This is a genomic window from Acidobacteriota bacterium, from assembly GCA_016208495.1.
GTDB lineage: Bacteria > Acidobacteriota > Blastocatellia > Chloracidobacteriales > Chloracidobacteriaceae > JACQXX01.
This window is the reverse complement of the sequence record JACQXX010000057.1, coordinates 1-13,442: the sequence shown is the minus strand read 5'-3', so window position 1 is coordinate 13,442 and position 13,442 is coordinate 1. Positions and strand designations below refer to the sequence as shown.

Here is a 13,442-nt window from a genome sequence, read left to right as displayed (position 1 = left end):
GGCCAGATACTCCACGTTGAGTGGTACCCGCCAGTTCCCCAGTCTTCATCTTGAGTGGGATCAGTCAACTCATCGCTGAAACCCTGAACCCTGAACCCTGAACCCGATTTCAGTGGGATTTTATTTTCTTCTGGGTCCCTTGGTCCCTGGTATTTGGTGGTTGAGCCTTGGTCCTTCTTCGAAAGTATTGATTTCTAACCACTAACCACTAACCACTAAAAAGGTTCTTCATTCGATTGGCAATCAATCACATTCAATTTTTCGCTTGAGAGAAGGTTTGTTTTTCTCTTCGAGTTTTGTCTGCTCCAGCAAAGTTTTGAGGCGAATTTTGATCGCCTGAAACTCGCTGGAGTCAATTTTTTGAACTTCCATTTCCGGTAAATAAGCAATTTCACTGAACGTACTCACGATTCGTTCAAAGAATGGCGGATGCGTTCGGAAAAAGCTTGAGGATTTGACATAGCCTTTTTCACTGGCCATGTAGTCAAAAAAGGTAACAAATCCGCGTGGGTCATAGCCCGCGCGCCACGCATACTGAACACCGAGTTGATCCGCTTCGGCCTCAAAATCGCGGCAAACGCCCAATAACGCCAGATTCAACATCAGTCCCAACCCAAAGAATCCATATTGCAGAGCATAGTATGTTCCGATGCCTGCAATGCCGCCGGTAAAAATGATGGCGGCAACCTGGGCAGCTTCAAAAATGATGCTGGCAATTGTCACTCGCTTCATCAATCGGGCACCGTGACGACCAGTGATGTGGGCGATTTCATGCGAAATCACTCCGGCTAACTCTGCTTCAGTGCGAACATGCTGGATCAACCCCGTGTTGATAAAGAGGTAACCACCCGGCAAGGCAAAGGCATTGATTTCATCGCTTTCCAGGATTGTGACCTTGAGTGGCACTTTCAAGTCAGAATTGATTGCGATATTTTCAGCCACCACCCGCACAAAATCATTGACTTCCTTGTCGTCAAATTCCTTTGGAAGCAGGCCATACAGCTTGAGTTCTTGAACTGCACGTTCACCAAGCTTGATGTCTTTTTCCTGGTCTTTGACAATGACCCGGATGCCAATATCTTCGACATTTCCATACCGACGTTGACGGGCGGTTCCCGAAGCGATGGTATTTTTGATTTCCTGCTCTTTGGCTGGCCAGTCCACTAATAAATCGAGCTTGGCCAGCTTATTTTCAAAGGCGACCGGAACACCATGTTTACGGGCCAGTGTTTTTTCACGCTTTTCACGTTCGAGCTTCAAAATTTGGCAATGGGCGTCTTTACGCTGCTTTGCCATTGTCTCAGAGTCTTTCGAAGCACTCCGGTTCAGCACTTCAAGTTGTTTTTGCCATTGTTCAATGGTGCGGGCCAGCAATTTTTCCTGTGATTCAAACCGCTTTTGTTCCAGCTCCTTCTGGCGTTTGAGTTCAGCCCGAAAATCGGCAACTTCAGAACGTGAAAGTTCAAGCTGCGGGGCAAGAATCAACACCTGGAGGTAGGGTTGCTCAACCAGTTCAGAAAGAGGTGGCTGGGGCGATGGAACTTCCTGCCCACGAACTGGTAAACACAGTATCGTAAGCAAAACTGCACTGATCCCAATGGAAAGGAATTGTTGGAAACGCAACGGAAAGTGAGATTTTAAGCGAGAGGTCACCATACAACTTACCTCCCTTCGACACCTGAACAAAACAGGTCTGGGTGATTTTCCTCAATGCCTAACACCGAGCAAATCACGGGCCAGGAAGCATAAATTCTCAGGAAAAGATTCCTCGTGGGAGCGCCGGCATCTTGCTGGCACAAAGCGGTTGGTTTTCAATCAGATGCCGGCGCTCCCAGGAAATAGTCAAGCTATTCAGCGAAATCAACTGAGCGAACGACTGACCACTGCCACTGACGACGGACTGGTATTATTTCGATTTATTGTCCACCACTTCAAATCCAACTGAAGCCGCAAATTTGCGCGTCCCCTGCGTCGTCATCCAGGCTTCGGCGATATAGTGGCCGGCGGGCAAAATCCAGGCATCTGACGTGATCAACGGCACACCGATGACAAAATGTCGCTCGCCGGAGACTGATTCTTCAGTGATGACTTCAGGAAATCCCTTCCCATCTGACCAGGTATAAAAGACTTCGCCTTTCTCATCCCGAATCGAGAAATCAAACAGTTGCCCGGTGGGAAAGGTCAGTTTCAATGGTGCCGGATGGGTGCTTCGAAGTGTAATCTTTGCTGTCAAATGTGGAATATACCCGGCGGTTGTACCCGGCGGGCGTGTCAAATAGGTTGACTGATCAAGCGTGATGAAAAAACCGATCTCCGGCTGGGTCAAGACGGTATTTTTTCCAAGCCGCACATACATCAAATCGTAGACAAACTGTGCCGGACCACGCACTTCGGTCCACTGAACCAGCCCAATGGTCGGAACAAAAATTTCCTGAGCATTGCCGCATTGAAAAACACCAGGGTACGTGAGTTGCAGGGCATTGGAATAGGTGCCAATCAACCCTCGATACGTGTATGTCCTTGATGTCATTACTGCTTTCGGCGCACAGACGTGAGGTGGCGATATAAAATCATCATCCTTTTTCGTCTTAAAGTCATACCACAGATTTTCGGTTTTCGATTCTTCATCAAAAATCACCAGGGTCCCTTTTTTGGACTCACGGACCAGTATGTCGCGCCCTCGGACCAATCCTCTCACCACAAAGTAAGATTTGCCCTGGACTTCACGGATTTCAACGACTTCGATCACGATGCCTTCAAGGGTGGTGCTGCGATAGATCCACTGATTCCCGACTTCAAGCGGAAAATACAAAAGAGCACCATCCCGAATGGTTTGGGCGGTGCTCAAAGTGTTGATATTCATTGGTTTCGCCTGAATCGGAGAACTTGAAACTCCAATCCATGCCAGCATCAAAACGGCTGCCGAGACAAGACCGAAACTTCGCATATCGTTGGCCTTTCACTGCAAATTCCAGGTGAACTGACGAGCGAATCTGTTACAACGGCAGATGCGGCAGGTTGTAAAAGGCAATCCCGAGTATCAGATACACCGCCAGTAATTGCACACCTTCCATCCAGTTGGATTCGCCATCCTGTGAAACCAGTGAGGTTGTGGTGACGGCAATCACAATCGAAACGACTTCAAGTGTGGTAAAAAGCAAATCCATTGGCCCTTTGCCGCCAAATGGATAGCTCAGAAAAACCAGCATCGGGGCCACAAACAAGGCAATCTGAAGCGAAGACCCAACCGCAATGTTCATCGCCAGGTCCATCTTGTTTTTAAGCGCCATCAGCACGGCGGTTGAATGCTCCGCCGCGTTCCCAATAATCGCCACCAGAATCACGCCGACGAAAACTTCAGTCATTCCAAGCGTTTTGGCGGCGGCTTCAACTGACCCAACCAGGAATTCACTAATCAGCGCAACCATAGCCGTGGCACCGACCAGGACGCCGACTGATTTCCCTTGCGACCAGCCGTGGGTCCCGATGGCTTCTTCTTCAGCATCACCTAACTCACCAACGTACAGATGTTTATGGGTTTTGAGCGTAAAAATCAGACTCAGGATATAGGTAATAAAGAGCACGATTGAAATTTCCAGGCTCAATTCGCGCTCGTGGGTGGCTGGTGCTTTGCCAAACACAATGGCGTGAAACACGGCTGGTATCAGCAGTGCAAACGCGCTCAAAGCGAGCATGGTGGTGCCGAGATTGGCTGCCGTCCGGTTAAACGTTTGATTTGGAAATTTCAATCCACCAACCAGAGCACTTAACCCAAAGACCAGTAACAGGTTACCGATAATCGAGCCCGTGATCGAGGCTTTGACCACATCATAGAGCCCTTCGCGGAGCGCCATAAACGCGATAATCAATTCCGCGGCGTTGCCAAAGGTGGCATTGAGCAACCCGCCAATCCCTTCCCCTAATTTTTCCGAAAGGTGCTCGGTGGCCTTTCCCATCAAGCCAGCCAGTGGAATAATCGCCAGACACGATACCACAAAAATCCAGATGGGTTGGGCGTGGATCACCCATTCCAAAATCATTGCCACCGGCACAAAGACCAGCAGCAGATTCATAATGTTTTCAGCCGCAAAGAGTTTTTTCATAGTTTTTGGGTGAGGCTCCGCTTGAGGTTTGAAAATCGTTGGTTCCGTGACTTCAGTGGTGTCAATCCAAAATTCAGTCAAAGGAGAAAAACAACCAATCTATGCGTGCATTTGTGACTGGAGGCACGGGATTTATCGGCGGAAATCTCATCCCGGAACTCCTGGCCTCAGGCAGTGAAGTCCGGGCGCTGGTACGACCCGGAAGTGACCAAAAAAATCTGGAAGGGTTGACAATTGATTGTGTTGAGGGAGATTTAAACGACGAACACTTTTTACACCGGGCTCTCGATGGGTGCCAACTGGTTTTTCACGTGGCGGCTCATTACAGCCTGCTTCGGCGTGACAGTGCGGCCATTTATCGAAGCAACGTTGATGGCACCAAGAATCTGCTTCGAGCCGCTCGGAAAACCAATATTCGACGGTTTGTCCACACCAGTTCAGTGGCCGCTATCGGCGTGCCACCTCACGGTCAGGAAGCGGATGAAACCACCTGCACAACAGTTGATGAACTGGTCAGTGCCTATAAAAAATCAAAGTTCCTGGCCGAAGAAGCCGCCGTCGCGGCTGCCCGCGAAGGACTCCCCGTGGTAATCGTCAATCCAAGTACCCCAATTGGCCCGCGTGACGTCAAGCCCACCCCAACTGGAAATATTGTTCTTCGGTTTTTGAAGCGTGAAATGCCGCTGTATGTCCACACTGGACTCAACCTGGTGGATGTTCGCGACGTCGTCAAAGGACATCTGCTGGCGGCTGAAAAAGGCCGGATTGGTGAACGCTACATTTTGGGGAACCGCAACGTGACGCTCAAGGAACTGGTGGACATGCTCGAAGTCATCACGGGCCTCCCCGCACCGACAAAAGCGATTCCACATTGGATTCCAATTGCGGTCGGCTACATTGACGAACTTTTCATCAGTCGGCTCACTGGCCGTCCCCCAACTGTTGAAATTGACAGCGCCAAAATGGCCAAACACGCCATGTACTATCGAAGCGATAAAGCCATCCGCGAACTTGGCCTGCCCCAAACCCCGATTGAAACCGCGCTCCGTGATGCTGTGGAGTGGTTTCGCGCCAATGAGTATGTGTGAGAAAGACACGGGTTCGGGGTTCGGGGTTCGGGGTTCGGGGTTCGGGGTTCGGGGTTCGGGGTTCGGGGTTTTCGAACTTTTGGTCCCTTATGTCCTTTTTGTCCCTTTCGTCCTTTTTGTTCTTTTTTTGAGGAGCATCAATTTATGGTTACAACCCAGGCAATTGTCATCAAAGCCTATCAGGCACAATACCTTGACCCAATTTCATTCCAGGCCGGCGAACCAATCCAGGTTGGCCAGGAAGACACCGAGTTTCCAGGCTGGATCTGGTGCACGGACCAGCGGGGAAAAAGCGGCTGGGTGCCCAAACATACCTTTGAAGCCAACGGGCAATCCGAGCAAACAGTGATGGATTACACTGCCCGTGAGCTGACGGCTCATGAGGGACACCACCTGGTTGTTCACAAGATTGAATTCGGCTGGGCGTGGTGTACCAATAGCGCCGGAGAATCAGGCTGGATTCCGGTTTCCTGTCTTGAAATTTCAGACGCCAATCCCTCTTTGGACCAGATTACATCCGCCTAATTCAACAAATATCTCCGAACCAGATAATACTCATTAAACGGACGATCATCCGTAATGCGCTGGTTGGGATTGGTCGGTAATGTTTGCTGCACAGGTATTTCTTTTGAGAGAACAAAGTTTAAAAAAGTAGGAAAGTCTTTGGGCTCAGACCATTGAGGAACCCATTCGACCAGATCATTGTGAGCAGATTCTGGGAACTTAGCCGAAAACACTGCCGGGTCCGGATTCATAATCGGCCTGGATGAAGCCAGGAAGTGATATCCCCAACCTTCAACAGAATGAAACACACGGACATAAGGAAATACTTTACAAAGGGACTGGGCTATAGCTTTAGGGCACTGGTCATCACCTTCGCCAAACCATTGCTGAAAAACCCCATCTGGATGGAGGCGGAGTTTTACCAGTTGATAAAATTCTTCAGAATACAACAAACTTGAACCCGCTGACTCTGCTGGAGGTGGGGGGTCAATGGTGATGACATCAAAGGTTTGATTTGTTCGTTGCAAGAACCGCCGGCCATCATCAACCACAATTTTGCCCTTTGGGTTGCGCAAAATTTGTTCTGCATCTTTAAAAAAGAACCCAAATGAAGCTGTAACACTTGGGGATAACTCAACGGCTGTGGCCTGACCGCCCCAACTTAACAAAGACCGGTATGTCGTCCCCATTCCAAAGCAGATGACCAGTGAAGATTCCGGCTTATGTGGGCAAAAAACCATTGGAAGGTGTGCCATAAATTTTGTGATAGTACTTTTTTTTGTAATCCCGACACCGTTTACCAACAACGTGCCTCCCGTTGCCGAATCCCCCGTCCGGTAAGCCATCACAGTCGCAACATGATCCCGACGTAGTTCAAAATTCTTCCCCTGTACCTGGGCATTTCCACCTTCATAACTTCGGGCAACAGCTCCTGATACAATCAAGGCGGCAACAGTCAGTGCTCCAATTCCCCATCCAAAAAATGGCCTGTACTCTCTGAATTTAAGCACAAACAGCCCAGCGATGGGTAAGGTCATAATGACGATTGAAGTTTGAGCCCCAAAAGAAGGCAGAAAAATATAACAGGTCAATAGCGGCCCCAGAATGCAACCCAGAATATTAAAAGCATAGGCAATACCAGCTTCCTTGGGGTTACCAAGTGACACCTGATCAATTAAACCCGGAGTTAAATAACCCAGAATACCGCAGAACGGGCCGATGCTTGCCAATGCCCAAAACCATCTCAAATCCATTTTGAACAAGTTGGAAAGTGTCGTTTGCAACCGAGGGTCATTGAGCAAAATAGGTAACAATGCCGCCAAAACCAACCAGGCAATCAAACTTGAAAGAGAATGTTCTTTTTTTCGGTCAAAATCATGCCGGTAAATAAGCGCCCCAATCCAGGTTGTCAGCAAATAAACAAACAGTACAGAGGCAAACGAGTAAACCTGAGTGCCTAAAACAGAATTAAATGCCCGGGTCCAAACAACTTCAAAAGCCATCGAAGTCAAACCTGTGGTAAATAAAATGACCAGGGCCACTCGAAATCGAGCATCTTTCCAAAATGTGTTTGTCGGCAAAGAGGAGGAAACCGGATCAGGCAATTCAAGCTGTGGTTCCCGGTGTCTGCGCCCCAACTCGAAACTGATTCCAGCAATCAGAAAATTTGATACCCCTGCAACCCATAAGGTCCTGGAAAACCCTAGCAATTCAATTAAAAAAACTGAGGTTATTAATGTTCCACACATTGCTCCAATTACATTTGCTAAATATAAGTAACTAAAGCTTGTTGTGTTTTCCGTTTCCCTGGCTTTCACATAAGCCATCATCAATGGAAAGGTGGCTCCCATACACAAACAAAACGGGAAAATTGATATCGCAATAACCACAGCCGTGAGTGCGAGGTGAAGAACTGAATTTGATTCTCCGGTGTTAAGCAGCAATCGCTCACCAAATCGAAACAAGTAAGGAACCACAACCGCCCCAATACCAATCAGGCATTCTGAAACTGAATACAGAGTAACGACAGACCAGTTGAGGGTTCGACTCAGACTCCTGACATATCTTCCGGCGCCCCAGGATCCAACAGCCAGCCCAGCCATAAAAACCGAAACAATGACCGAAAGTACTGGAGTAATCACCCCAAACGACGCAAACGCCAGCCGAATCCATACAACCTGATACAACAAACCGCAAAATCCAGATAGGAAAAACAAAAAGAAGAGCAGTTGTTTCTGCTTGTAAGTTATTGACATTAAAGTCTCCCCACTCAGTTAACGGGCTACCGGGTTCAGCTATTCCAAGGCAGCTACGGAATGCTCATCTGAGTCTGACAACCTTTGCCTGGACGGCGAAACCCGACTTTTTCCGCACCGCTGTTAGAATCATCAAACACTCGAAGCCATTGATACCAACCAGTTTGAATTTCCAGGGACTGGTCTTTTGCTTTCAATCCCGCTCGCAAAGCACATTGACCAGAACGTGCCGCCGCTCCTGCCGGGAAATATGAAATGCTTGCTTGAGGGCTTCGATCACATCTCCGGGTTCAGAAACCGTCAATCCAACGCCGCCACACGACTCAGCCAGTTTTTCAAAATGGATTTGCACGTCAAAATTGCACAGCGGGAAAGTGTTATTTTTGACACCCCAGGGCTCAGGTGTGGTGCCTAAATAGGATTTCTTGATCGTGGTCCAGGCACTGTCATTAAACACCACAATGATAATCGGCAGATTGTAAGCTGCGGCCACATAGTGTGCCGAAAGCGGAGTGTTGAATAAATAGCTCCCATCGCCCAGGGTGACGACCATCGTGAGTTCAGGTCTGGCCAGTTGAGCCCCGAGTGCGGCCCCAAGCGACCAGCCCAGACCGCTGGCCACTGAATTTTCAAACCAGCTATCGGTCAACCGGCGTGAAACAAGCTGTGGATCCAGGTTGTACTCGTTAAAGATGACCGTCTCATCATCCACCACCTGCCCAATACACCACGACAGAAACCGCTTGGTAATCACCGATTTCGAACTATCGCCAGCCGCTGCCGTCCGACAGGCTGACACCATCCGGTTGTGTTCCACGGCAATGGTTTCACGACGTTGGGCGCGATGTTCCAAATTCTCACACTGGTTGAGCAACCGGGTCAGTTTCTGCAAGGTTGCGGCTGGATCTCCGGCCAGAGCCACATCGGCTGGGAAACTGCGCATGGGAATGGCTTGAAAGAGCGGATCCACCCCAATTTGGATTAAAGTTGGCGGCTGTTTGACCTGGGACAGGGCCGGAATCCAGGGGACAGGGCATTCGAGCGCAATGACCAGGTCGGCCTGCTCAACATACGGTGAGGGTGAAAAGCCAAGGTGCAACGGATGCTCAGTTGGAAAATTAAAGAAATTGCGTTTGCCGTGCTCAATCACCGGAATGGCGCACGTTTCTGAAAACTGAATTAAGGCTTCAACCGCACCGCGAAACCGTCCAGCATCAGCCGTCACAATCAAAGGAGATTTGGCGTTCTGAATCAGGTTAACTGCCACAGAAAGCGCATCGGCGGTTGGTTCCTGAGTTCCGGCTGGTTGCTGACGCGGGGTTTGATGAATCTGAAACGGCGTTTCGAGCTTCTGGCACAGAGCTTCTTTGGGAAGTGTGAGATAGACCGGACCGGCAGGTTCACTGGCGGCAATTGCCAGGGCCCGATCAACAATTGTTTCCAGGTTGAAGGCGCCCTTTAACTCATAATCCCATTTGGTGAATTCACGAAAATAGGCGCCCTGGTCAAAGGTATCCTGTCCCCACTGCACAAAATTGGTACGGCATCCATCAACCTCTGATTCATACCAGGGCGTTTTCCCGGCCAGGACCAGCATTGGAATCCGTGACCGGGCCGCGTTGATGATTCCCAGTCCCATATTTGCCGTTCCAACATTGACGTGAGCCATCACGACCTGTGGACGACCAGACAGCAGGTAATGACCGTGCGCCATGGCAATAGCGGTGTTTTCGTGGGGAATCGCAATCGTCTTGAGCTTGAATTCAGCATTGTTCTGGTACCGCGCCAGGGCATCAATAATCGGGGTGAAATCCGTCCCGGAATTTGAAAAGAAACACTCCACACCACGCTGCGAAAGCATGGCCATCAACCCTTGAGCCACGGTGTCAGCCTCAAGTTTGATATTTGGATTGGCTTGAAATTGGGTTTTGGCGCCGCTTCGACTTCGGGAACGCCCCAAATGGACGCCCAGGGCCCGATTAAATTCCGCTGGATGGTCAAGGTTTGAGAAATGCCCGGCGCCGTCAATGTTTACCAGTTGCGAAGTTGGAACAGTTGCAAAGATTTCAGTCAGGAGCGGGTCAGTTGGGGTGACTTTGTCTTCGGTGCCGCCAAGAAGCAAGACCGGAACGTTGATGGATGGCAGTAAATCGCGAAAATCAACGCCGAACATGGATTGCCACGAGGCCAGAAAAACATCTGGATCTTTGGCGGCTTCAACTCGAATGGCCCGTTCAATAATTTCCGGAGCCGTTTTTGGTGCAAACAATCCCGGAATAAGCATTTCCGAGCTTTTCGAAAGGCTCATTTCTTCCAACTGATGCTGCATAAAGACAATTCGGCCTTCGGCTTCAGGATGAAACGCCCAGGTATTGGCCAGTGTCAGGGATTGAACCAGGTGTGGAAACCGGCGAAAAACCTTTAGTGCCACCACGCCACCCATCGAAAGCCCAACCAGATGCGCCCGACGAAAGCCGAAATGGGCAATTACAGCGGCGGCGTCTTCGGCAAAGGTCATCACATTGATATGCTCCAGGAGCATCTCCGGAATCTCAGACCGGCTGTGGCCACGTTGATCGAAGGAAATGCAGGTATAGCGATCTTGAAATGCCTCGATCTGGGGCATCCAGGACGAATGGTCTCCGCCCACAGCATGGAGAAACAAAATCAGTTCCGGCCCCGTGCCAGCTTTGGCAACATACAATTTAGCGCCGGTTGAGACTTCAATCAGTTGAGTTTCCACAAACACATTTTCCTTTCTCAAATGACAAGGCCGCCTGATGGCGGAACTCTGGACTTTTTTATTCACCGATTTCAATTGATAAGCTTTTGTTGATGCTGGCTTTGTACCTGGCCTGCTCGGTCGCTGGAATCATCCAACGGGCATCAAGCGGCACCGTTGTTGGGCGATATCTGGCATCTGGCTTCGGGGATTTCTCCCACCAGGTCACAAACGAGGCAATGACGGCTTCACGATCTTTGGAATCAGCCAGATAGAAGAATTTCAGGTTGTCGTCCTGAGTCAGTTGCTTGAGCGAATCATAGGCAAAGTACCGAACCGCCGGGTACGGGTCGCGCAACGCTTCGATCAAAAACGGAATTGCCCATTTGGCGGCGTCACTGTTTTCATTTGCCCCTGGCTGGCCAAGCGCCCAGGCCGCCACGCACCGGGCTGACGGATCAACGCTAAACAGCTCCCGAACCATTTCTGACTGGCTGGCGTCAGGGCGGGTTTGGTTTTCAGCCGTCAGAGCATGTTCCGGACCATACCACTCGGTCAGGTATTTCGAAGTCCAGGCGGTGCTTTCCTTCTGGTGGCACATATTGCACCCATTGGGCATATCCGTCGTCAGGCTTTTGTCGGGGTTGGGATTCAGCACGCGATGGGTACGCTTGGCAGTCAGCAGCCCAAAGATGATCCGTGGGCGATGACATTCATTGCACGAACTCCCGTTACTGTCGGCTTTATGATGAGTGTGTTCGGTCAGTCGAGCCTTGATGTCCTGATGGCACTGGACACACCCGGTATTGCCCCGCATGTCGTCAGTCAGGAGCGACTGCTGACGGCCTTTGTGAACATCATGACAACTGTTGCAGGTCATTTCCCCGGCCTGATAACACTTGCTCATCAACACACCCTGGTATTCATAAGCGGTCAGACGAGGTGTGCCATCCGGGTAAAACCGCTGGGCAAAACTGTAGGTTCCGACTTTGGACGTGATATTGAGTGGCGTGAAATATTTTGAGAGGTTTTCACCTGCCGTATAAGGGTCGCCCTTTTCCATCACGTCGCGAATGGCATTTTCCTGAGCCGGAATTCGCTGGCCGTGGCAATGCCCGCACACCTGAAGTTCGGTCGTTTTCTCAAGTTTCTTCGGCTCGACAATGGTTGGATCGTCGGCACGCACCTTTTTGCGCAACCAGGCCCAGCCGGGTATCTGGTTTTTCTCAATGTGCAGTTTTCCAGGTCCGTGGCACGCTTCACAGCCAATGCCCAGTTCTTTGACATTGGTGTTGACAAACTGCCGGGTGTCAAAGTCCATTCCCGGATTGCCCTTCACGTTGTGGCAGAAAATACAGTTTTGGTTCCAAATGGCCGTGTGTTGACTAAAATTGGGATTGTCGGCGTGGAGAAATAATCCCTGTAAGTTGAACCAGTACCCCTTTTCAATATTCCAGGCAATCGGCAACCGCCAGAACGTCGGGCCGACCTGGGTCACATACTGCTGGAACCGACGTGACCCGATGGTTCGAACAATTTTCGCGGTTGCCATTTGGCCGCTGGGGTCAAGCGTCTCCATGAAAAACTCATCTCCCTGCCGAAACATCCGCGACGTAACGCCATTGAAGGTATAAGTGGCATTGTTGAAATCTCCAACCACCGATTGCGGCGACGCCACCTGGGTCATCTTGTGATGGTGCGACTCGCTCCAATGATCAAATTCCGCTTGATGACACTGACGACAGCTTTCTGACCCGGCATAGTCAACCGTGGCTAAATCGGGCTTGAGTTCACGCATCGCCTTTGTTTGATACGTCGTTACGGCGACCACCAGGCCGACACCAGTCAGAAAACAACCAGCAATGAGAACCTTCATGCGAGAACTGCGAAACACACAACACCTCAAAAACGACTCAAATTATGAACTATGAATTATGACTTATGAAAACCTGGACAGTCGGGAATTCAAAATTCATTCTTCATAGCTGGCAAACGGGGCTTGATGGAAAGTTCAGGGAGATATGACAGGGTTGGAAAACTGAGCCTTTTAGAACGCCGCAGTCTAATCCATTCATTGAAGGTTTGAAACCCCGTCTGTTTCACAGCCAGGATGAACTTCGTTTTTTTCTTCAGGTTGAATAAACTGGCTATTTGTTGTTTGAAGGGTAATAAACAATAGCCAGTGGTCGTGCTGCTTTGAGCACGACCACTGGCTACCTATCCAAACCAATTCGCACGAAAGGTGCTTGAAAATTACTGTTTCTACCGGATTTTGTGTTGGACCAGGCCGGTGTTGAAAATAAAGGACTTGTCAGTACCACCTGCGTGAGCGGGTGGGATTGGAAGCTGGCTGACCCACCCGCTCACGCAGGTGGTACTGACTTCCTGGCGCTCTTGATTTGTCCCCAACACAAAATCCGGTAGAAGCAGGAAAATTAGTTTGATCATCAACGGCGGGTTCTGGAAACTTGAAGTTTTGACTCAACAAGTCAAGCCATTGAGAAAATTGTATTTGTCTGGATTACAAATCTTGAACACTAAAAGCCTTTCTCTTCACTATTGCTCAGGTGTGTCGTTATTCAAGACATCCACCAGCGTGGTGAGCTTTCGGCCTTCGACAATCACCATGTCAAAGTCCCGTTCACCGGCAAAGCTTCCGATTCTCAGTCGGGATTCGTCATTTCCGGCGGGCGATTCAAACCGGAAGAGTCCACCGTCTCCAAACCACACCACCCGTTCCGTTGGACTATTGGCTGGTTGCAGGAAAACA

Annotated in this window: 9 protein-coding genes; 2 read left to right on the top strand and 7 right to left on the bottom strand. The window is 49.8% G+C overall.

Features of this window, described 5'->3' with window-relative positions:
• Nucleotides 1-243: 243 nt before the first annotated feature.
• The 3 genes from HY774_10550 to cax form a co-directional block, all read right to left on the bottom strand.
• Nucleotides 244-1,656, bottom strand: a complete 1,413-nt coding sequence (locus tag HY774_10550) for a M48 family metalloprotease (protein ID MBI4748918.1) — start codon at nucleotides 1,654-1,656, stop codon at nucleotides 244-246.
• A 250-nt stretch (nucleotides 1,657-1,906) separates the two neighbouring features.
• The gene (locus HY774_10545) at nucleotides 1,907-2,947 is read right to left on the bottom strand and encodes a hypothetical protein (GenBank protein ID MBI4748917.1); all 1,041 of its coding nucleotides are present in this window, start codon (nucleotides 2,945-2,947) and stop codon (nucleotides 1,907-1,909) included.
• Between the two features lie 49 nt (nucleotides 2,948-2,996).
• Nucleotides 2,997-4,103, bottom strand: a complete 1,107-nt coding sequence (gene cax, locus HY774_10540) for a calcium/proton exchanger (protein MBI4748916.1) — start codon at nucleotides 4,101-4,103, stop codon at nucleotides 2,997-2,999.
• Between the two features lie 101 nt (nucleotides 4,104-4,204).
• On the opposite strand from cax, the gene HY774_10535 reads away from it, so the two are divergent.
• Nucleotides 4,205-5,191: an NAD-dependent epimerase/dehydratase family protein gene (locus tag HY774_10535; protein MBI4748915.1), complete on the top strand. Its 987-nt coding sequence runs from the start codon at nucleotides 4,205-4,207 to the stop codon at nucleotides 5,189-5,191.
• Between the two features lie 144 nt (nucleotides 5,192-5,335).
• Nucleotides 5,336-5,716, top strand: coding sequence for a ligand-binding protein SH3 (locus HY774_10530; GenBank protein ID MBI4748914.1), 381 nt, complete (start codon nucleotides 5,336-5,338; stop codon nucleotides 5,714-5,716).
• Here the strand turns inward: HY774_10530 and HY774_10525 are convergent.
• The 4 genes from HY774_10525 to HY774_10510 all read right to left on the bottom strand — a co-directional run.
• Nucleotides 5,713-7,545 (bottom strand): fused MFS/spermidine synthase, encoded by a 1,833-nt coding sequence (locus tag HY774_10525; GenBank protein ID MBI4748913.1) that lies wholly within the window; start codon nucleotides 7,543-7,545, stop codon nucleotides 5,713-5,715. The two genes, HY774_10530 and HY774_10525, sit on opposite strands and share 4 nt — an antisense overlap.
• Before the next feature lie 598 nt (nucleotides 7,546-8,143).
• Nucleotides 8,144-10,693, bottom strand: coding sequence for a thiamine pyrophosphate-requiring protein (locus HY774_10520; protein ID MBI4748912.1), 2,550 nt, complete (start codon nucleotides 10,691-10,693; stop codon nucleotides 8,144-8,146).
• Nucleotides 10,694-10,751: 58 nt separating this feature from the next.
• Entirely contained in the window at nucleotides 10,752-12,548 is a 1,797-nt protein-coding gene (locus HY774_10515) for a hypothetical protein (protein ID MBI4748911.1), read from the bottom strand.
• Between the two features lie 680 nt (nucleotides 12,549-13,228).
• Nucleotides 13,229-13,442: hypothetical protein (locus HY774_10510; protein ID MBI4748910.1), on the bottom strand; the 214-nt coding region annotated here is incomplete at its 5' end.

What these genes read in the sequence shown, in the direction of transcription:
- cax (MBI4748916.1), bottom strand. Translation starts at nt 4,103, where the DNA reads ATGAAAAAACTCTTTGCGGCTGAAAACATTATGAATCTGCTGCTGGTC.
- HY774_10535 (MBI4748915.1), top strand. Translation starts at nt 4,205, where the DNA reads ATGCGTGCATTTGTGACTGGAGGCACGGGATTTATCGGCGGAAATCTC.
- HY774_10525 (MBI4748913.1), bottom strand. Translation starts at nt 7,545, where the DNA reads ATGGGAGCCACCTTTCCATTGATGATGGCTTATGTGAAAGCCAGGGAA.
- HY774_10545 (MBI4748917.1), bottom strand. Translation starts at nt 2,947, where the DNA reads ATGCGAAGTTTCGGTCTTGTCTCGGCAGCCGTTTTGATGCTGGCATGG.
- HY774_10515 (MBI4748911.1), bottom strand. Translation starts at nt 12,548, where the DNA reads ATGAAGGTTCTCATTGCTGGTTGTTTTCTGACTGGTGTCGGCCTGGTG.
- HY774_10530 (MBI4748914.1), top strand. Translation starts at nt 5,336, where the DNA reads ATGGTTACAACCCAGGCAATTGTCATCAAAGCCTATCAGGCACAATAC.
- HY774_10550 (MBI4748918.1), bottom strand. Translation starts at nt 1,656, where the DNA reads ATGGTGACCTCTCGCTTAAAATCTCACTTTCCGTTGCGTTTCCAACAA.